18 protein-coding genes are annotated in these 20,100 nt (G+C 41.5%); all 18 read right to left on the reverse strand.

Annotated elements, in window-relative coordinates:
• Positions 1 to 241 precede the first annotated feature (241 nt).
• Positions 242 to 931, reverse strand: a complete 690-nt coding sequence (rplA, locus tag QMQ21_RS06835) for a 50S ribosomal protein L1 (protein WP_001085675.1) — start codon at positions 929 to 931, stop codon at positions 242 to 244.
• A gap of 206 nt (positions 932 to 1,137) precedes the next feature.
• Positions 1,138 to 1,563, reverse strand: coding sequence for a 50S ribosomal protein L11 (gene rplK / locus QMQ21_RS06840; protein ID WP_001085807.1), 426 nt, complete (start codon positions 1,561 to 1,563; stop codon positions 1,138 to 1,140).
• Between the two features lie 275 nt (positions 1,564 to 1,838).
• Positions 1,839 to 2,555, reverse strand: a complete 717-nt coding sequence (gene ldcB / locus QMQ21_RS06845; protein WP_261814147.1) for an LD-carboxypeptidase LdcB/DacB — start codon at positions 2,553 to 2,555, stop codon at positions 1,839 to 1,841.
• Between the two features lie 2 nt (positions 2,556 to 2,557).
• Positions 2,558 to 3,028, reverse strand: coding sequence for an HIT family protein (locus tag QMQ21_RS06850; protein ID WP_261035038.1), 471 nt, complete (start codon positions 3,026 to 3,028; stop codon positions 2,558 to 2,560).
• Position 3,029: 1 nt separating this feature from the next.
• Complete coding sequence (locus QMQ21_RS06855) at positions 3,030 to 4,067, reverse strand: M42 family metallopeptidase (RefSeq protein ID WP_261035037.1); 1,038 nt, start codon at positions 4,065 to 4,067, stop codon at positions 3,030 to 3,032.
• A 96-nt stretch (positions 4,068 to 4,163) separates the two neighbouring features.
• Positions 4,164 to 5,489 carry a branched-chain amino acid transport system II carrier protein gene (gene brnQ / locus QMQ21_RS06860; protein WP_261035036.1) on the reverse strand — a complete coding sequence of 442 codons (1,326 nt, stop codon included), beginning with the start codon at positions 5,487 to 5,489 and terminating at the stop codon, positions 4,164 to 4,166.
• Positions 5,490 to 5,765: 276 nt separating this feature from the next.
• Complete coding sequence (locus QMQ21_RS06865; RefSeq protein ID WP_025172880.1) at positions 5,766 to 6,053, reverse strand: rhodanese-like domain-containing protein; 288 nt, start codon at positions 6,051 to 6,053, stop codon at positions 5,766 to 5,768.
• Positions 6,054 to 6,166: 113 nt separating this feature from the next.
• Positions 6,167 to 6,745, reverse strand: a complete 579-nt coding sequence (locus tag QMQ21_RS06870; protein ID WP_261814148.1) for a uracil-DNA glycosylase family protein — start codon at positions 6,743 to 6,745, stop codon at positions 6,167 to 6,169.
• A gap of 53 nt (positions 6,746 to 6,798) precedes the next feature.
• Positions 6,799 to 8,199, reverse strand: a complete 1,401-nt coding sequence (gene pepV, locus QMQ21_RS06875) for a dipeptidase PepV (protein ID WP_261814149.1) — start codon at positions 8,197 to 8,199, stop codon at positions 6,799 to 6,801.
• A gap of 13 nt (positions 8,200 to 8,212) precedes the next feature.
• Complete coding sequence (locus tag QMQ21_RS06880) at positions 8,213 to 8,818, reverse strand: nitroreductase family protein (protein ID WP_261814150.1); 606 nt, start codon at positions 8,816 to 8,818, stop codon at positions 8,213 to 8,215.
• A gap of 173 nt (positions 8,819 to 8,991) precedes the next feature.
• The gene (locus QMQ21_RS06885; RefSeq protein ID WP_261814151.1) at positions 8,992 to 9,846 is read right to left on the reverse strand and encodes a metallophosphoesterase family protein; all 855 of its coding nucleotides are present in this window, start codon (positions 9,844 to 9,846) and stop codon (positions 8,992 to 8,994) included.
• Positions 9,836 to 11,683 (reverse strand): excinuclease ABC subunit UvrC, encoded by a 1,848-nt coding sequence (gene uvrC / locus QMQ21_RS06890; RefSeq protein ID WP_284525219.1) that lies wholly within the window; start codon positions 11,681 to 11,683, stop codon positions 9,836 to 9,838. Before uvrC ends, QMQ21_RS06885 begins: the two co-directional genes overlap by 11 nt.
• A gap of 38 nt (positions 11,684 to 11,721) precedes the next feature.
• Positions 11,722 to 12,423, reverse strand: coding sequence for a M57 family metalloprotease (locus QMQ21_RS06895; protein ID WP_261814152.1), 702 nt, complete (start codon positions 12,421 to 12,423; stop codon positions 11,722 to 11,724).
• Positions 12,424 to 12,501: 78 nt separating this feature from the next.
• The gene (locus tag QMQ21_RS06900) at positions 12,502 to 13,734 is read right to left on the reverse strand and encodes an aminoacyltransferase (protein WP_001174043.1); all 1,233 of its coding nucleotides are present in this window, start codon (positions 13,732 to 13,734) and stop codon (positions 12,502 to 12,504) included.
• A gap of 4 nt (positions 13,735 to 13,738) precedes the next feature.
• Positions 13,739 to 14,962, reverse strand: a complete 1,224-nt coding sequence (gene murM, locus QMQ21_RS06905) for a peptidoglycan bridge formation alanyltransferase MurM (protein WP_261814153.1) — start codon at positions 14,960 to 14,962, stop codon at positions 13,739 to 13,741.
• Positions 14,963 to 15,095: 133 nt separating this feature from the next.
• Positions 15,096 to 15,875, reverse strand: coding sequence for an alpha/beta hydrolase (locus tag QMQ21_RS06910; RefSeq protein WP_261814154.1), 780 nt, complete (start codon positions 15,873 to 15,875; stop codon positions 15,096 to 15,098).
• 67 nt (positions 15,876 to 15,942) lie between these two features.
• Entirely contained in the window at positions 15,943 to 17,604 is a 1,662-nt protein-coding gene (locus QMQ21_RS06915; protein WP_261062314.1) for a ribonuclease J, read from the reverse strand.
• Positions 17,605 to 17,773: 169 nt separating this feature from the next.
• Positions 17,774 to 19,996 carry a single-stranded-DNA-specific exonuclease RecJ gene (gene recJ / locus QMQ21_RS06920; RefSeq protein WP_261814155.1) on the reverse strand — a complete coding sequence of 741 codons (2,223 nt, stop codon included), beginning with the start codon at positions 19,994 to 19,996 and terminating at the stop codon, positions 17,774 to 17,776.
• Positions 19,997 to 20,100: the final 104 nt, after the last annotated feature.

The raw sequence follows: 20,100 nt of genomic DNA on the forward strand, positions 1-20,100 counted from the left end.
TCTTTTATCATCTGTATTTTGACATTTAAAAGTATATTTGAATGCCAATCTCAGATAAATCCATTTAGAATTTCTGATTTAGCTGTTAAAAATTCTCATTTAAAGTTGGCTAAGAGCTAAAAAGATGAATACAAACTCTTCTACCGTCTTTTGATATTTTCCAAGAAGATTAGATAATAAAATAAAACTAAAGACAAAAAAACGAGCACTTTCGTGCTCGTTCTCTGATATAAACTACTGATTAAAGTGAGTTTACGTCAACTTTGATACCAACACCTTGAGTAGTTGTGATAGTCAAGTTTGTTACGTAAGTTCCTTTAGCTGTAGCTGGTTTTGCTTTTTGGATTGTTTCGTTGAAAGCTTTGAAGTTTTCAACCAATTTTTCAGCTTCAAATGATACTTTACCGATGATTGCTTGAACGTTACCTGCACGGTCAGCACGGTAAGTGATTTTACCACCTTTAGACTCCTCAACTGCTTTAGCAACATCCATAGTTACAGTACCAGTTTTAGGGTTTGGCATCAAGTTACGTGGTCCAAGGACACGTCCAAGACGTCCAACAAGAGCCATCATATCAGGTGTAGCGATAACTACATCGAAGTCCAACCAACCATCGTTGATTTTAGCAACAAGGTCATCTTCACCAACAAAGTCTGCACCAGCAGCTTTTGCTTCTTCAGCTTTTGCACCACGTGCGAAAACAAGAACTCGTGAAGTTTTACCAGTACCGTTTGGCAATACCATTGCTCCACGGATTTGTTGGTCAGCTTTTTTAACGTCGATGTTCAAGTTGTAAGCAACTTCTACAGTTGCGTCAAATTTTGCAAAGTTAGTTTCTTTTGCAAGTGCTACAGCTTCTTCTACGCTGTATGCTTTTGTGCTGTCGATTTTCTCAAGAGCAGCACGAAGTTGTTTGCTTTTTTTAGCCATTTTCTATTCTCCTTGTAAGTGGTTCAATCGATTTTCATCTCCCACGTCACTTCTCGAAATGATGAAGTCTTGCGGGTTATCAGTCTATTAGATTCCTTTCCTACGACCTTAAGTTTCCTTGCTGTACCCAAGTACAAGCATCAGTCACTTGCCTAGTATGAAAAGCAACTAATAGACTGCTGTGAGATTTTCTACTGTGTTATTGATTAGTCAACAACAGTAAATCCCATAGAACGAGCAGTACCTTCGATCATACGCATTGCAGACTCTACGTTTGCTGCGTTCAAATCTGGCATCTTAGTTTCTGCAATTTCTTGTACTTGTGCACGAGTAACTGTAGCAACTTTAGTTTTGTTAGGTGTACCTGATCCTTTTTCAACACCTGCAGCTTTTTTCAAAAGAACAGCAGCTGGTGGTGTTTTAGTGATGAAAGTAAATGATTTATCTTCGTAAACTGAGATAACAACTGGAATGATCATACCAGCTTGGTCAGCTGTACGAGCGTTGAACTCTTTTGTGAATCCCATGATGTTGATACCAGCTTGACCAAGAGCAGGTCCAACCGGTGGAGCTGGCGTAGCTTTACCAGCAGGGATTTGCAATTTTACAAGTTTTTCGACTTTTTTAGCCATTTTTAAATCCTCCTTTGTGGTTTTGGCGGTAATTAAAGATTTTTACCTCCCACAAGTATGCTTTACACATACTCATCTATTATACACTATTTATCTAGAATTGCAAGAGAAAAGTTTATTTTTTATACTCAATGAAAATCAAAGAGCAAACTAGGAAGCTAGCCGCAGGCTGCTCAAAACACTGTTTTGAGGTTGTAGATGGAACTGACGTAGTCAGTATCCTAAACATACGGTAAGGCGACGCTGACGTGGTTTGAAGAGATTTTCGAAGAGTATTAATCGACGTAATCTCCGCCTTCAAATCCATAGTATTCTTCCAAACTGAGACCACTCTCAGCAATTTCTTTTGCTTCTTTTCCGACATAACGAAGGTGCCATTCCTCAGACATATAGCCGGTTTCCTTTTCCTTGCCTTTGAGATAACGGACAACAAAGCCATAATCAGCCGCATGGTCCAAGAGCCATTGGGCCGCTTTTTCTTCTGTCACCAAATCACCATTTGTCCCAATCACATCAAAGGCTAAACCTGTCTGGTGTTCGCTATAGCCAGGTCGAGCAGAATAACGGTCGGCAGCTTCTTTCCCATCTTGATTGACATAATCTTGATAGAGCTTGGTCTGAGTTTCATAACTTCTAAAGCCACTGTAATGATCGCTGATTGGGAAACCTGCCTCTTGCATAGCTTTGATGAGTTTAACCAACTCAGCCTTGGCTGTTGGATTTTCCCCTGGATTATAGTCTTTAGACAATGGATAGTGTTTGTTGGCTACGATGATTTCATCGTATTTGCCTTGGATGCTGTAGTAATCACCTTTGTTAACCACTTCTGCTTTTTTCTGGGCAGCTCCTTGAGACTTACTGCCGACTGTCCCATCAGTCTTGGCGGTTTGTTCTGTCTTAGCTGCGCCATCTTCAGTTTTTGCTTTTTCTTGTGAACAAGCTGCTAGGCTCAAGGCTAGCAAAGTTGTCAAGACAAGGTATCTTTTTTTCATTTCTACTCCTTTATTTCTAATAGTTTATCTACTTCTGACGATAAACATTCGACTAATCTTTTAATCTCTTCCGGTTTTACTTGGCAAGTTTCTGCTGTCATTTCTTCAAAGGGAACCCACCAAACTGGCCCACGACCTTTAAGACCGTGGCCATTCATATCACCTGTCCGTCGTGGAAACAGATGCCAACGAAGATGGGCATCGCCATTTCCTAGCAGTTCGATATTCATTTTCTCAGCAGCAAATGCCTTGGCAACTGCCTCTTGGACTAGACTCATTTCTTCGAGAAAACGGAGTCTTGTTTCCTTTTTCAAATGGTGCAATTCGGTAACGTGTTCCTTAGCTAGAAAAAGACTATATCCTGCAAAATACTGGTGGTCTCCAATCACAAGATAGCCTGTTTCCAACTCTTTGACAAAATAGGGATTTGCTCCCTTCTTGATGAGCTCAATTCTCTGGCAAATCAGGCACATATTAGTCTACCAACCCACTCTTAAGATAAGCATCAACCATACGCTCTGTTGCGACCACCGAGTCAATATGAGTACGCTCATAAGAATGACTAGACTCGATACCCGCACCAAGAAGAGCGTGTTTAACTTCTGCACCTGCAGACATAGCCGCTGAAGCGTCCGAACCATAAAATGGATAGATATCCAGCTTAAATGGAATATCTTGTTCTTTCGCCAAGGCAACTAAATGTTGACGGAAGTCATAGTGATAAGGTCCTGAAGCATCCTTGACACAGATAGACACTGTATATTCGTCTGTTTGCTGGTCATCTCCCATAGCTCCCATATCCACAGCCAGATACTCTACTACCTGAGCAGGAATATTAGAATTAGCACCGTGGCCCACTTCTTCAAAGACTGAAAAAGCAAAATGGGTTGTTACAGGCAACTCAATCTTCTCTTCCTTATATATACGAAGTAGGTTAAGCAAAATCGCTGCACTGACCTTATCGTCCAAATGACGAGACTTGATAAAGCCTGTCTCTGTCACGACAGTTCGTGGGTCAAAGCTGATAAAATCACCGACCTCAATCCCCAAGGCACGAGTTTCTTTTTCATTCCTTACTTTTGCGTCCAAACGTACTTCCATATTGTCTTGCGTGCGTTCTGCAGTTCCTGCATCCTTATAGACATGGCAAGAAGTTTGGTGGATAAGGATAGTTCCTGATACTTTTTGTCCTGTGCTAGCCACATGAACGGTACAGTTTTCACCTTCAATCATGTTCCAAGGAAAACCACCGATACGGTCCAATTTGAGACGACCATCTGCTTTGACAGCACGGACAATAGCACCCAGCGTATCTACATGGGCAGTCACATAGCGATGCTCTTCATCATTTTGACCTTTAATGGTCACATTGACACCACCCTTGGCTGTACGAACCGGCTGGTAACCAAAACCTTCTAGAGTCTTGACTAAATAATCCGAAATCTCACGAGTGAAGCCCGTTGGCGACGCAATGGCTGTCAGTTCTTTAATATATTCTACTGTTTGATTCATTTCTTCACCTCTTTTGCTACCTATTATAACACATTTATCATCGGATAAAAAAAGAAAATCACTCTGTAGACTTGGCTACAAAAGTGATTTTAGTGATTATTCCATTTCAAAAACATCGCTTTCTTGCTTGTTTGGTAGAACCAGTGAGAGCAAGATTCCAACGATAGCAGGCACCAACCATGGGAGAGATGCCTTAGCAAAAGGAAGAGCGTTGACAAGATTTGCAAGAAACTCAACCTTAAACGAGCTTCCTAGTACGCTTGCAATGGCAATAGCTGTAACCACAGCGATTGTCAACTGCATACCTGGTTTTGAAAGGGCAACAAATTTGTTGACAATGACAATCATAACGATGGCAATCGTGATTGGGTACAAGATAACCAGTACTGGAATGGAGTACTTGATAATCGCATCAAGACCCAAATTTGCAATGGCAAAACCAATCAAGGTAAAGGCTGTCGCATAAACCTTGTAGCTGATTTGTGGGAAGCGCTCATTAAAGAACTCAGCTGTTGACACAATCAAACCAACTGTTGTTGTGAAGCAGGTTACGGTAACCATAGCTGCAAGGAAGAGTTGAGCTGTTGAGCCAAAGATTTCTTGAGTGGCTTGTGACAAGATGTAAACACCTGGTGTTCCACCCTTCATCGCTTCAGCTGGTACTGGGAAATGATTCCCAAGGAAGCCTAAACCGATGTAAAGAGCACTGAAGGCAAGGGCAACAACGATACCAACAACCCAAATGGTTGAAATGTATTCTTTCTTACTTGAAAATCCAAGTTGTTTCAAGGTTTGAACTGCGATTACGCTAAAGGCAACTGAGGCAAGGGCGTCCAAGGTATTATAACCTTCTAGGAAACCTGTACCAAAAGCAGAAGCTTGATAAGCAGCTGAAGCAGCTTGAGGACTTGTTGCACCGTATTTGATAGCACCAAGTACAACCAAGATAACAATCAAAATCGCAAAGACTGGCGTTAAGATACGGCCGATACGGTCCAAGATTTTTGATGGATTAAGCGAGATTAAATATGCTGCCGCAAAATACAGAACCGTAAAGACAATCAAGCCAAATCCTTTATTTGCATCCGACAAAAGGGGACTAATCCCTACTTCGTAAGCCGTTGTAGCTGTACGTGGAATAGCAAAGAATGGACCGATTGACAAGTAAAGAACTGAGAGGTAAAGAGTCGCAAACCAAGGCGCTATCTTTGTTGAAATCTCGTAGATATATCCTTTAGGATTTAGCGTTCCAATAATAAGGGTCAAGACGGCGATACCGACGCCTGAAAAGACAAAACCTGCGATGGCAGGAAGAAAATGTTCTCCAGATAGAGCACCTAGAGAAGGCGGAAAAATCAAATTCCCCGCACCAAAAAATATTCCAAACAGGAGCAAACCTGTTAGGGCACCTTTTTTAGCCATGTAAATCTCCTTCATATTTATAAAATACTGACCTAGTATATCATGAATAGGAGTATGAAAAAAGCTTCACGAAGTAAATATTGAATGTTTTCAAGATTCTTAAAAATGAGAATTATCTAAAAATAAGATTCTCCTACCTAGTCCAAACCAAGTAGGAGAAAATTCTAATGTTTATACTCTTCGAAAATCTCTTCAAACCACGTCAGCTTCACCTTGCCGTACTCAAGTACAGCCTGCGGCTAGCTTCCTAGTTTGCTCTTTGATTTTCATTGAGTATTAAAGTTCTTCAAAAGCCATCATGCCACCTTGGACATTGATAACCTCATAACCTTGTTCAGATAAGAATTGGCAAGCACGCGCCGATCTCATTCCAGATTTACAAATAACATAATGTAACTGGTCCTTGTCCAATTGATCATAAGTATCAGCTAATTGACTCAGAGGAAGATTCTGAGCACCTTCTAAATGAAGAGCTTCAAACTCATCCACTTCTCTCACGTCTACTAGAGAAAGTTGGTCATTTTGGTAAAGCTGGTAAAATGCGTCAAAGGAAATTTCTTTCATTCTTTTTCTCCTAATACTCTTCGAAAATCTCTCCAAACCACGTCAGCGTCGCCTTACCGTACTCAAGTACAGCCTGCGGCTAGCTTCCTAGTTTGCTCTTTGATTTTTATTGACTATAAAATAGTTTTAATTCTTTTTTTCAAATCTGGCACCACTTCTGCCTCAAACCAAGGATTTTTGGCCATCCAGATTTGATTTCTAGGCGAGGGGTGAACTAATGGAAAATAGGTTGGCAAGTAGTTCTGGTAATGTTTTACCCGTTCTGTCACCTTGCCACTGACTTTCTCCTGTAAATAGTAGGCTTGGGCATATTGGCCAATCAAGAGGGTCAATTGAATATCTGGTAATTCTCGCAAGAGCTGTGGATGCCATTTTTCGGCAAATCCTGCTCGAGGTGGTAAATCACCTGACTTGCCATGCCCTGGAAAGTAGAAATCCATAGGCAGAACAGCAAAATATCCTGAATTGTAAAAGGTATCTTCATCCACACCTAGCCAGTCTCTCAGGCGGTCACCACTCTTATCTTTCCAATAAAGTCCTGCTTCTTGGGTTTTAAGTCCCGGTGCCTGACCGATGATATTGATGCGAGCAGTCTTTGGTGCTGCAAAGAGAGGCTCAATGCCACGCTCTGTATAGGTAGCATTCTGCGGATCTGCCATAATAGCCTGCTTGATTTTTTCAATTTGAGACATCTACTTTCCCTCCAAAAAGAAGTCTAAGCATACAATCTCAGACTTCTATCGTTTTATTTGATCAATTCGTAAATAGCTTCGGCATAGATTGCTGCTGCTCGGAAGAGATCATCCAAGGCGATAAATTCATTAGCTTGGTGCATGGTGTCAATTGAGTCTGGGAACATAGCACCGTAGGCAACACCGCGTTCTAGCAAACGACCAAAGGTTCCACCACCGATGACTTGCTCGTGACCTTTAAGACCAGTTTGTTTTTCATAAACATTCAACAAATTTTGCACAAGTGGATCTTCCATTGGCACATAGTGAGGGGTGTGACCGTGCTCAGAAAGGCTAACAGAAGCAACCGGTAAGTTTTCAAGGATTGACTTGATTTGTTCTGGACTTGTTCCTTTTGGATAGCGGATATTAAGGGCAATGGTATTATCAGCGCTTGTTTCATCGAAGCGGAAGACACCGGCATTCATAGAAAGGGCACCCATCTTTTCATCCACATGAGCAATCTTGAGATTTCCACCCTCATGGTCGTTCAAGAGAATTTTACCAGCGATGTCAAGGTAGTCTTTGGCTGGACCAGCAAAGTCAAACTGGCTAAGGAAGAGAGCTAGGTAAGTCGCACCATTGACACCTGAAGCAGGCATAGCACCGTGGGCTGATTTACCAATGATCGTCACCTTGTATTGGCCAGCTTCTTCTTGGAGTTCTCCTATAAGTTTGTGTTCTGCAACAAAGGCATCTAGTTTAGCTTGCAAGTCAGCCAAATCACCTGAAACGACTGCTGTTGCTGATTCTGGTACCATATTTTCACGTAAACCACCTGTAAAGCTGTGAAGACGGGCAGCACCTGCATTTTCACCTGCAAAGTGGAGGTATTCCGTGATATTTCCTTTTTCACCATTGATGATAGGGAATTCAGCGTCTGGAGAGAAACCAAAGTCTGGTTTTGCAAGTCCTACGTGCTCGAAATAGTAGTCCATGTCTGCCCAACCTGATTCTTCGTCTGTTCCAACGATGAAACGAACTTTCTTAGAAGTTGGAAGACCCAATTCTTTGATGATTTTCAAACCATAGTAACAAGCTGTTGTAGGACCCTTGTCATCTGAGGCACCACGCGCATAAAGGCGACCGTCTTTGATCGTTGGTGTGTAAGGGTCTGTGTTCCAACCGCTACCAGCTGGCACCACGTCCATGTGGGCAAAGATTCCAAGAACTTCTTCTCCATCACCAAACTCAAAATGTCCTGCGTAGTTGTCAACATTTTTAGTTGGGTAGCCATCGCGGTCTGCGATTTCAAGGAATTTCTCCAAAGCTTTTACCGGACCAGGCCCAAATGGATGCTCAGCATCAACCTTGCTATCATCACGTTCTGAGTTGATTTCCAAAAGGCTAAACAAGTCAGCCAAGAGGTCTTCTTTGCGTTTTTCTACTTCTGCTGTAAAATCAATTGCTGTCATTTTTTTCTTCTTTCTATCTTTTCTCGATGATTTCATCTACTGGCAAGCGGTAGCTTGGTTCCAATTTTTCATCTGTATAACCCACTGTGATTAAAAGTTCTGGGCGGAAACGGTCTTCAATGTCCAAAACTTCGTTGATTTTTGATTTGTCAAAACCAAGAATCAGATTTGATCCAATTCCTTGGTCTGTCAATGCAAGAACCAAGTTCATAGCAACCAAACCTGCATTGAGAGCCAGGTAGTCGCTGACCTGTTGTTCATTGTAACGTGCAAATTCAGCTGGCAAATTTTTCATGAAGTATTGAAGTTGCTCTTCAGAGAAGTTATTAGCACCACCAACACGGGCAATCTTACGAGCACGTTTAGCAAGATCTGTATCTGTAAACAAGGCAATGGTTACAGGCGCTGATGATACCTGTTCAAAGTTCGAACCGTAAGCCAATTTTGCCAATTCAGCATTTTTCTCACGTACCACCACAAATTTCCACGGCTGGCTGTTGTGGGCGCTTGGTGCCAAGGTTGCAATTTCGATAGCCGTACGCACATCTTTTGGATCCACCGACTTATCAGTAAAATGCTTGGTCGCATGACGTTTTTTGTTTAATTCAAGAAATTTCATAATTGATTTCCTTTTCTAATTCTACTGCTTCCATTCTACCATAATTTGAAAGAGCTTGCAGGGATTTTTCGTAGAAAGAAATTGGAACAAGGATGTGCCACCGAACGAAGCACATCATTTAAGTCAGGAAGCCCCTCATCCAGTTCCAATTAATTTTCAGTTGCTTAAAGAAATTAATCTACCTTATATTCTGACTTTATAACCTCCAAGAAATCTTTCACATCTTCTACATACCCATGCTTTTCTATTAAATTGGCTAAGAGTTTCAGATTGTGCCCCTGATAGTTGTCTTCTCGTCGTAGCTCTTCATACATTTCGATAAAAGGAAGCCCCTTGAATTTGGCCAACTCCAACTCCGCTTCATAGTCATAAGCGACTTTACGAAATAGGATATTTACCAATTCCCCATCTTCAACTTCTATCACGGCATACTGGGCACGGTGATTTTTTAACGCCTCCCAATTAAAATAGGGCATGCCAATCGACCCTGGATTGATGATTTGTTGCCCTTGACTGCCGTAACGAAGCAACTGCTTGTGGACATGACCATAGACTGCCACGTCCGTTTCCTCATCTAGCAGTTGGTCAAATTTTTCTGTATCATTCCCAACCAACAAGTCACCCCCATAATTTTTGTCAGGTAAATTATGAGAGATAGAAAAGCGCAACCCAGCAACCTCTTTCTTTTCCAGCAAAGGCAAGCTTCGTAACCAGACAATCGTTGCAGGATCCATTCGCTCCATCAAAAACTGGGTCATTCGCATTGACTGGATTTCTTGTGGATGTTCCAAACCATATTCACCATCCAAGGCCTCAAGGACACAATCATCCCAATTGCCTCGAACACTGGCTGTGATAGGAAGGTCCTTTAGCAGGGCTACCAAGTCACTTGCACCTGGACCGGGAAGAAAAATATCTCCCAGAAGCCAGTATTCACTGACTCCTTGATTTTTAGCATCTGCAATCACTGCTTCTAAAGCCGTCGCATTTCCATGAATATCTGATAAAATTGCGATTTTATGTTTCATTGTGGTTTCCTTCCGTTTGGTAATCTACTCTTTCTTCCGCCACTTGAGCTAATTCCACTGCTTCCTGCGGGTTCAACTTCCTCTGCACAGCCTCTGCAACAGCTCTAGGTACTCCAACATCGACAATCTCATCCACACTGGCTTCCTTGATTTTTGTTAGAGACTTGAAATGCTTCATGAGATTCTGCTTGCGTTTAGGTCCCAGCCCTTCAATTCCATCCAGTTGTGATGAAAAAGAATTTTTCGAGCGCAGTTGGCGATGGAAAGTTATAGCAAAGCGGTGCACCTCATCTTGAATGCGTTGAAGGAGGAAAAATTCCTGAGAATTGCGAGATAACTCCACCACCTCAAGCGGATCTCCAAAGAGCAATTCATGTGTTTGGTGCTTGTCATTTTTTTGCAAACCTGCAATGGGGATATCCAAGCCCAGCTCCTCTTGAATGACTTGCTTAGCGATATTGACTTGACCTTGTCCCCCATCAATGACAATCAAATCTGGAGGAGTCAAACCGTCACGCTGTACTCGACCATAGCGCCTACGAATGACTTCTCTCATACTGGCATAGTCGTCTGGCCCAACGACAGTCTTGATTTTATACTTACGATAATCTTTTTTACTTGGTTTGCCGTTGACAAAGACCACCATGGCTGAAACAGGACTAGTTCCCATGATGTTGGAGTTATCGAAGGACTCGATGCGAACTGGAGTCGGAATTTGGAGCAAACGTCCTAGATTTTCAATAGCCCCTTGGGTCTTTTCGACAGATTTTTCTAACAAATTGAACTTCTGCTCTAGACTGACTCGAGCATTCTTTATAGCCAAATTGACCAGTTGCTTTTTCTCTCCACGCTGAGGCTTAAGAATCTTGGTATCTACCAAAGCCTTAACGGCTTCTTCATCGATATCCTGCGGAATCAGTACCTCATTGGGAACCAGGTGAGATTTTTCTTGATAAAATTGTCCTACATAGGTCAAGAAATCCTCATCCGGATCATTATAATAGGGGAAAAGATTGACATCGCGTTCAATGAGCTTGCCCTGACGAACAAAGAAAACCTGAACACACATCCATCCCTTGTCCACATAGTAGCCAAAGACATCCCGATTTTGGAGATCCTTAGCCATGACCCTTTGCTTGGTTCGAAGTGTTCCAATAGCCTGAATCAGGTCACGGTATTCCGCCGCACGTTCAAATTCCATAGTCTGGGCTGCAGTTTCCATCTTTTTCTTGAGGTCATCGATGATTTTATCATCCTGCCCTTTCAGAAAATCAGAAACCTCCTGAGCCATAGACTTGAAGTAGGACTCATCCTTCTTACAGATGATGTGGGCCATACATTGGCCGATATGGTAGTAAAAACAGACCTTAGACGGTGGATTGGTACACTTGCGAAAAGGGAAAATCCGATCCAGCAGTCGCTTGATTTCATTGGCTGCTCCCACATCTGGATAAGGTCCAAAGTAGAGACCGCCATCCTTCTTGACCTGTCGGGTGATAATCAAACGAGGATAGCGTTCATTGGTGATTTTGATGAAAGGATAGGACTTATCATCCTTGAGCATGATATTGTACTTAGGCTTGTTTTCCTTGATCAGGTTGATTTCTAGGAGAAGTGCCTCAATATTGGACTCCGTAACGATAAATTCAAAATCCACAATCTCAGATACCAGAGCCTCTGTCTTGGTATCATGACTTCCACGGAAATAGGACCGCACGCGGTTACGCAGATTTTTTGCCTTTCCTACATAGATAATGGTGCCGTTTTTATCCTTGTGAATGTAGCAACCAGGGCTGGTCGGCAAGAGCTCTAGTTTTGATTTAATCAAGTTGTTCATAGTTCCATTATAGCAAAAAAGTAGGGAAAGATAGTCCCCTACTCATTGGTCTCATATATTTTTCGAAGGTTTGCAACATCCTCTTTCTGAATACCGTAAAAAGAACCTGCTGGTTGCATGACAGACTTCTCATCTGTATGGTCCAAGCCGATCGCATGCCCCAACTCATGTTCTGCTGTATGGACAATGCGCTCATAGGAATAACCATAATTTGGATTGGATAGATAGTAATGATTCAGGCGCACCGTCACAGACAAGAATTGCCCCGTTAAGAGATTGGTCTGACTTTCTGCCTCTCCTGCCACAGGAGTACCTCCGTCATTCATCTCCGTAGCCAAGATATCTGCCTTGCTGGACTCGGTGACAATTTCAAAGTTAAAAGCACCCGTTTGATTCCAATTCAGAATCGCTTCTACATAAGCTTCTTGAAAGCGTGAATCCATCTTGGGATCCAGGTAAATACGAGCAGAAGCCTGTGGCCACCTTCCTTCAGAGTGTTGGTGGCTATCTGTCTGATTTAACTTAGGCAGTTGCCCAGTTTTTTCCCATTGGTCGATACTTTGTTGACCAATTTTTACCGACCGCTCTACTTGCTTTAGCGCTCCTTGAAAATCTCCGTTCAAATACCAGAGAATTCCGAAAGCAAGAGCACATAGGAGCACAACTATCCAAACCAGGCGCCAAAACAAACGCCAAATAAAAGAACAAAAAGCTCCTATCAAACGAAAAATCCAGCGCATATCCCTCCACCTTTCTAGCAAATAAAGGCTATTTTACTAAAACAAGCTGAAAGAAAGCTAAAGACCAATTTTCTTATCTTAGCGTCCTAATATTTTTTTGAGTAACTGAATAGCTTTATATTTTAGGGGAGATGGATAATAACGGAAAGTTCCTGCTTTACGTACAATATAACCATTAAAATTTTGTTTAAAACGTAAAACACCATCACTACCATCAAAAATCCCTTGAATCCCTAGAAAGTTGTATTTAGGGATCCCACGTTTTATGCTTTCCAACATAACATATTTCTGAAGCAAAGCTGGTGCATAAAATTTATTAAACTCAGTATAGGAACCACTAAAAAGATAGGTCGTTTCTTGAGGCATATAAATAAATAAACTACCTGCTAAGACAAGATCTTTCTCTCCATATTTTTTAATCAACTCTCGTGCTTCTGCTTTTCGAACTTCAAAGCTTTCATACTGCCTAGCCAACTCTTTGTGTTCTTTTTTCTTTTGTGCAGAATCTGGATATTGTTCTAATAAGAGTAATGAGGTAGCTATTTTTTCAGATAATTCTTTTTGCTTATGTATTAAATTTTGTATATATTCTCCTAAATTTAGAATAGCAATTACAAACTCGGCTTTTTCTCCAAAAGAGTCATAAAAATGCTCATAATATTCTAAACTTTTATCACTATATTCTCGACGTTCAGAGGTTGTTTTTGTTATATCTTTAAAAATTGAAAGTTCTTCACGATTTAATTTTTTCAACTGAATACCAAATGTATCAGCCTTTTTCACCAAAGCTTTCCCCTTTTTACTAAAACTGTTAAGCAAGGTCTTTTCAGTTAGCTCATTCAAATCTTTACAATATAACCAATCCGGTTCTCCACCTGGGTAACCTGTTTTTAAACCATCAAATTGATAACCTAAATCAGTCAAATCTTGAATAATACTTTTTTTCTCAGCATCTATTGGATTACCTTCACCATCAAAAGTTTGATAAGTTTCATAAGGTTTTACAAGCAACTCTAATACACCATTTTGCTTGGCATATTCTTTTAACTCCGCATAAAAAACTGGGAGAGCATCTTGTTGGGTATAAATCGGCCCCGAATTGATCTCCATATGTAGGCCACCCAGCATGGGCAAGCTATAAACCAGAGCTGCAACTTGAATTTCTCCTTCTTGTTTCAATGCAAGATAAACAATTCGAGCCCCTCTTTTTTCTAACAAGTCCCCCATCTGGACAGATTGCATAAAAGAACGAGAAGAGACCTGATCAGAATAAGCTTGAAATTCTTCTTTTGTGAGTGTAATTAATGCCATGTACTTACCTTCTATGATGTTTTGTTCTTAATGCCTTGCGAAAATCAAGAGCGATTCTTAACAGAGAATAAAGAGGATGGGTGGGCATTGTAAACTCACCCAAGTATTCTTCAATCGTTGGATTAAATTTTTCCTTAAAATGGTAAAGTCCACCATTGAGAGAGTTTTCAACACCACCTAAATTTTGCCACACCATACCTCGCTCAAAGGCATAGCGAGCTGTTTCATACCAAGTTAAAATTGGTGCATTATAACGTTTAAAAGCATCATCCATACCAGCATATAGATTAACAGAGGTATTACCAAATTCCAAACTCAAAGTAGCTGCTAAAGGAATGTTTGATTTTTCTTCATTCAGATATCTCTGCAAGAAATCTCTTTCTTCTACCAAACGCTCTTTTTCCTTCTTCTGAGCTTCTACTTTTGAAGTTCGAGTCGACTCAGTAAACGCCTCTTCCAACGCTAAGTTTTTCGCTAACTGTTCTTCTAATTCTCGTAAACGCTTAGCGATATCCAGAGTAGCCAGCGTAATGTAGGCCTTGTCCTTAAAATTATCTAACAATTTTTTATAATAGGCTTCATTCCTCAAATGGATATCTTTTCGCTTCTCAGTTTTTTTCATCAAAAACGAGAAAGATTCTAACAATTCATCTCTACCAATCTGAATCTCTACACCCTTATTTCGAGATGATCGAATGGCTTGTTTTGTTGACTTGCAAAGTTTATCTTCTGCAAAGTTTTCCTTGTATATTTTTGCCTGAATACGAGGCTGAATGGTATCCCCCATTCCATCGGTCTTTCCTGACCATCTTACTCCCATTTTTTGCAAACTTTCAATAATAGCCATATTTTCAGGATATTCTGTTTTTTCATGCTTGATTGAACTTTGCGATAGGCAAATACTTGGATCAAAAATCACAAAAATCGCTCTCTTGCTTCGAGCATAGGACTTAATGGATTGAAGAACAAAGTTCAAGAGTTCAGCATCCTTATAATCTAATACAGGACCTCTTGGGATATAAAACATTCTATAGCCTAGAGGAAGAGTTTTAATCAAAATACTAGCTGTAGCCAGTAATTTATCTCCTCGGTAGGCGCCAAACTTTTCATGTTGCCAATCAGACTTAACCTCTTCCCAAGCACTACTTTGTAATACATTGACTAATTCATGTTCTTTAACAAACTGATCATATTCTAATGTGGGAATGCCAATTTGATAACGATACATCTCTTACTCTCTTTCCAACAATAATAGAATTTAACTACTATTCTACTATTTTTGTTTAGAAAGTCTAGTAAAAACATATTTTAGTTTCTATTCCATAGAAGACATGGTTATTGAAAGAGTAATACAAACTAAACTAGCTTAATCTCTCTTCTAATTTGAAATCGATTGGTAGGGTTGCTAAGAACCGTTCCAATTGTTTTTCCCAGTAGTACCATTCGTGAGTTCCAGCACTATGGCTATAGGTCACATCAAATCCCAGTTTTTTGAGATTTTTCACTGCGAGATTATTGGCTTCGTACAAGAAATCCTGCTCGCCACACCAAGCCCAAAGTTTGGTCTTTTTATCCGATTTTTTAGCCAGACTTTCAAGAGAATAAGGACTAGTTGTCCAATCTTTAATTTCCCCAAAAACACCTCTCCAGTAAGCTGGCGTCCCCAAATTTTGGCTCTCAGGAGAAAAATCTTGAAAACTAAGAGCACCTGAAAAACTAGCTGCATGAGAAAAACGATTTGTAGCAAGAGCCAATTTGAAACAGCCGTAGCCTCCCATAGAGAGACCAGCGATAAAGGCCTTTTCACGCTTGCTGGTCATGTTAGGGAAGAAGCGTTTCAAAACCTGTGGCAATTCCTCTGCTAGAGCTGTGTAATAGTCAAAACCATACTGGGTATCGGTATACCAACCGTTGCTGGTATTGGGCATGACGACGATGAGATTGGTTCCACGAAGCAAGCGTTCTACATTGGTCCGCTTGAGCCAGCTATTATGGTTGCCAGACATCCCATGCAAGAGGTACAAGACAGGAATATCTTTACACTCTGGATTTTCCACTCGATTAGCATCAGGATAGAGGACATTCACTCCCCACTCCATATCCAAAACTTGTGAGTAATACTCGATTTTCATTACTGCCATAATTTTTTCCTCTATTTTTCTATAAGAAAAAGCCGAAACTCGACTTTCTCTCTGTTTATTTCAACAATTATTTCGCTTCCATGACTACTGGTAAAATAGCTGGACGACGCTTGGTTTGGTCAAAGAGATACTTGGTCAGATTATCACGAACCTTCCCTTTAAGATCTGCCCAGTCAAAGTCATCTCCTTGAAGATAGTCTTCTACCGTTTGGTTAATCAATTCTGAACTTTCACGGAGAATATCTCGACTCTTCTTGAGATAAACAAATCCACGTGTATGAACACGAGCCTTGGCCACAATTTTCTTCTCACGACGATTAACGGTAATTGCTACGATGAAAATACCATCCTCTGACAAGACCTTACGATCACGAAGAACCACATTTCCAACATCACCAATAGCATTCCCGTCAATCAAGACATCCCCTGCCGAAACTGCTCCAGCTGGGACAAAGTCTCCATTCTCATAAGCCATGCTGGTTCCCTTTTTAGGGATGAAAATGCGTTCTGGCAACATTCCAACCGCCATAGCAGCCTTAGCATGGGCATCTAACTCACGGTATTCCCCTTGAATCGGGAAGAGATACTTGGGTTGCAAGAGATTGATCATCAACTGCAAATCACGCGCATTTCCGTGACCTGACACACGCAAGCTTTGGGTAATCAATTTGACAACCCCGCCAGCTTGGTAAATCATATTTTCCACACGCGCCATAACTGCTTCTTTGGCGATAGATGGAGTCGTTACGATATAAACTAGGTCACCGTCCTTGATTTCCACATAACGGTGGCGACCAATCGACATCTTGCGAAGACCGTTGATAGGCTCACCCATACGGCCTGTCTCAAGAATAATCAACTCATGGTCTTCAAAACGAGACATATCTTTTGGCTTAATCAAAAGACTTTCGTTAGCTAGAGACAATTTCTTGAGACGAATAGCGGTGCGGACGATATTTTCAATATCAAATCCTGTCAAAACCACACGACGACCTGTTGCATCCGCAGCGTCAAACACCTGCTGGATACGAGAGAGGTTGCTGGCTACCGCCGCAACAATGATACGACCATCCCAATCCGAAATGGTTTGAGTGATCTCATCCCCAACTTCACTTTCACTAGCCACTTGGATATTGCTATCTGCATTGGCTGAATCGCTAAGAAGAGCTAGAACTCCATCACGACCGATTTCTGCCAAACGAGCGAAGTCTGTCGCATAGGATTCGCTAGCTGTCTGGTCAAATTTGAAGTCACCTGTATAAACGATACTACCTTCAGCTGTCTTCAAGACCACACCCAGACTTTCTGGGATAGAGTGGGTCGTACGGAAGAAGGACACCACAGTCCCTCCAAAATCAATCTCAGTATCCTCATCGATAACATGGAAATCATTGAATTTCTTAACTGTGTCATTTCCTTTGACAAAAAGTTTGGCCAACTCAATGGTCAGCTCAGACCCAAATACAGGCACCTTGGCTTCAGCCAAGAGATAAGGCAGAGCACCAATGGCATCCGCATGACCATGGGTCAAGAAGACTCCTGCGATACGATCCCTATTTTCAAAAAGGTAGTCCATATTGGGAATGACCACATCCACTCCTAGTTGTTCATTTTCAGGGTATTTTAGACCTGCATCCAAAACGAAAATAGACCCATCGATTTCAGCGATATACATATTTTTCCCGTTTTCACGGACACCGCCAAGTGTTGTTAAACTGATATTACTCATTTTTCCTCCGAAAGCTTAGTTTATCTTGATTATAGGGTTACTTACCCTCTTATTCTAAAAGCACTACTTTTAGCCGAATCTTTTCCTACCATTATACCATTTTTTTAATGATTTTCAAAATGAAGATTTGTTTTCAAAAAAGAGCTGGTTGCCCAACTCTTTCCTACGTCTATTCTTTTTCCATCAAAAAGTCATAAATTTCTTGCACGGTACCCAGCGCCATCATTTCTTGGTCTTTAACGATTTGCTTGAGATTTTGGTAAATCTGACTTTCTCCGATTTCACGTTTCGGTGCCTCTTTATTCACCTTCATAACACCATCTTTGATCGTCACAAAGCTTAGTTCTTCAAACACTTGAATCATCTTGACCAGCAAGATTTGTTGAATATTGAGATAAGCAGCCAAATCCTTCAGCTTGTAGCGAATATCAAACTCTGGAAACTGGTAAATGGTCTTGTACAATTTGGCAAACTGCTCTCTAGTTCCATAACCTGTCAGATAATAGGCCTTATCAATGTCATTTTTGAAATAGACCGCAGAGAAATTCTGCTTTTGAAAAATGGTCTTTAGCAGGGTCATATCCTCAGGAATTGTTTTCACAACAACCGCTTCACTAGTCACTAAATCTGGCACTTCTCCAGCAAAATCCAAGACTGGAACTCCCTCTGGCAAGGTGGCATTCTTTCCACGGATGTTAAAGAGCTGAACACCCTCCACGCGTGCATCCACCATCATCAACTGGAGGGCAGTTTGGCCATTCCATTGATTGACAGACAATTTGACTGCCAACTCTAGATTCTTGGTTTGAGCAAATTCTGTTGCCCATCTACCTTGACCGAAGGCCACCACTTCAAAACTAGCCTCACCCTTAGAAATTTTCAGCTTGAGATGGGCATTGCCTGCCCCCATGGTACGGGCACTTTCGACCTGAAAATCCTTGATATAAAAGACGGGTTTCTGGTTGTCCATTCCAAAGGGAGCTAAACGTTCAAAGTTCTTGACTGTTTCAAGACTCAAAGTCTCCAAATCCAGCTCTTCATCTAGATTTAACTTGTTCTTACCTCCAGCATCTGCGCCTTTTTCACGGACATAATCTTCCAAGACCTGAGATAAATCTGAAAGTTTCTCAACTTCCAGCGTCATACCCGCTGCACCAGCATGGCCACCAAAGGCGATAAAGAGGTCGCGATGGGGATCTAGGGCTTCAAAAATATCGACCGCTTCCACACTACGAGCACTTCCCTTGGCACGACCGTCTTCTATATTAAGAACGATGACTGTCTGTCTCAATTCTTCCAACAAACGACCAGCCACGATTCCTAGAACCCCAGGATTCCAGCCTTCCTTGGCCAAGACCTGGACCTTCTTCTCAGAATCCACCATGGTCTTTGCTTCTTCATAGATAGACTGGACAATTTCCTTGCGCTCTTCATTTTTCTGGTGAATCATGAGAGCAATCTCATGCGCCTCCTCATCATCAAACCCAGTCAGCAAATCAATGGCAGGATTGGGATCATCCAAGCGGCCCAAGGCATTTAAACGAGGGGCAATCTGGAAACCGACTGTCTCTTCTGTCACTTCATTAGCAGCAATCCCAGCCATGTCTAGCATTTCTTGTAGACCAATACGCTGAGTGTGTCCCAACATTTCCAGACCATACTGAACCAAGATACGGTTCTCATCCGTCAAACTCACCATATCTGCAATAGTTCCGATAGCGACCAAATCAAGCAATTCCACTTGTACTTCTTCTAAAAGGGCACAAGCCAGCTTGAAAGCAACTCCACAACCAGCCAAATATTTGAAAGGATAGTTCGCATCCGGATGTTCAGGATGGACAATAGCATAGGCATCTGGTAAGGTTTCAGGCATGGAATGATGGTCTGTCACAATGACATCTACTCCTATAGACTGGGCCAGTTCAATGGCTTCATGACCAGCAACCCCATTATCAACCGTCACAATCAAGGAAATTCCTTCTTGCTCGATAAAATATTTGTAAACACTGGCATTAGGTCCATAACCGTCGGTAAAACGATTGGGCAGATAAACCCGGCACTCGGCACCAAGCTGTTCCAAACTTTCCTTAACAATCGAAGCCGAAGTCATGCCATCTGCATCGTAGTCTCCATAGACAAGAATATTTCCCCCTTCTTCAATGGCCTGACGAATCCGCTCCACTGCCTTATCCATATCATGGAGCAGATAAGGGTCGTGCAAGTCCTCCAAGGAAGGTTCTAAAAACTTCTTCAGACTTTCTTGGTCCTGAATCCCTCTCTCAAATAATAACCGAGCCACTTCAGGACCCAGTCCAGCCTTCTTGGCTATTTTTGTAAAATCCGCATCTTCTACCTGCGGGGCAAACTGCCATTCATAAGTAGGTGTTATCAACAAGACATCCACTCTTTCTAAGAATTCTATTGCTTCATTATAACATGATTTAGGCTTTTTCTCTATCCTGATTGCTTTCTACAAAAATTTTACTAACTTTTTTT

This window comes from Streptococcus bouchesdurhonensis (assembly GCF_948472335.1).

Excerpts from the sequence above, each read along its gene's own strand:
- QMQ21_RS06855 (WP_261035037.1), bottom strand. The coding sequence starts at position 4,067 with ATGAATCAAACAGTAGAATATATTAAAGAACTGACAGCCATTGCGTCG.
- ldcB (WP_261814147.1), bottom strand. The coding sequence starts at position 2,555 with ATGAAAAAAAGATACCTTGTCTTGACAACTTTGCTAGCCTTGAGCCTA.
- QMQ21_RS06870 (WP_261814148.1), bottom strand. The coding sequence starts at position 6,745 with ATGTCTCAAATTGAAAAAATCAAGCAGGCTATTATGGCAGATCCGCAG.
- rplK (WP_001085807.1), bottom strand. The coding sequence starts at position 1,563 with ATGGCTAAAAAAGTCGAAAAACTTGTAAAATTGCAAATCCCTGCTGGT.
- QMQ21_RS06885 (WP_261814151.1), bottom strand. The coding sequence starts at position 9,846 with ATGAAACATAAAATCGCAATTTTATCAGATATTCATGGAAATGCGACG.
- pepV (WP_261814149.1), bottom strand. The coding sequence starts at position 8,199 with ATGACAGCAATTGATTTTACAGCAGAAGTAGAAAAACGCAAAGAAGAC.
- QMQ21_RS06865 (WP_025172880.1), bottom strand. The coding sequence starts at position 6,053 with ATGAAAGAAATTTCCTTTGACGCATTTTACCAGCTTTACCAAAATGAC.
- QMQ21_RS06850 (WP_261035038.1), bottom strand. The coding sequence starts at position 3,028 with ATGTGCCTGATTTGCCAGAGAATTGAGCTCATCAAGAAGGGAGCAAAT.
- QMQ21_RS06915 (WP_261062314.1), bottom strand. The coding sequence starts at position 17,604 with ATGAGTAATATCAGTTTAACAACACTTGGCGGTGTCCGTGAAAACGGG.
- brnQ (WP_261035036.1), bottom strand. The coding sequence starts at position 5,489 with ATGGCTAAAAAAGGTGCCCTAACAGGTTTGCTCCTGTTTGGAATATTT.
- murM (WP_261814153.1), bottom strand. The coding sequence starts at position 14,962 with ATGTATCGTTATCAAATTGGCATTCCCACATTAGAATATGATCAGTTT.
- QMQ21_RS06895 (WP_261814152.1), bottom strand. The coding sequence starts at position 12,423 with ATGCGCTGGATTTTTCGTTTGATAGGAGCTTTTTGTTCTTTTATTTGG.
- uvrC (WP_284525219.1), bottom strand. The coding sequence starts at position 11,683 with ATGAACAACTTGATTAAATCAAAACTAGAGCTCTTGCCGACCAGCCCT.
- QMQ21_RS06900 (WP_001174043.1), bottom strand. The coding sequence starts at position 13,734 with ATGGCATTAATTACACTCACAAAAGAAGAATTTCAAGCTTATTCTGAT.
- rplA (WP_001085675.1), bottom strand. The coding sequence starts at position 931 with ATGGCTAAAAAAAGCAAACAACTTCGTGCTGCTCTTGAGAAAATCGAC.
- QMQ21_RS06910 (WP_261814154.1), bottom strand. The coding sequence starts at position 15,875 with ATGGCAGTAATGAAAATCGAGTATTACTCACAAGTTTTGGATATGGAG.
- QMQ21_RS06880 (WP_261814150.1), bottom strand. The coding sequence starts at position 8,818 with ATGAAATTTCTTGAATTAAACAAAAAACGTCATGCGACCAAGCATTTT.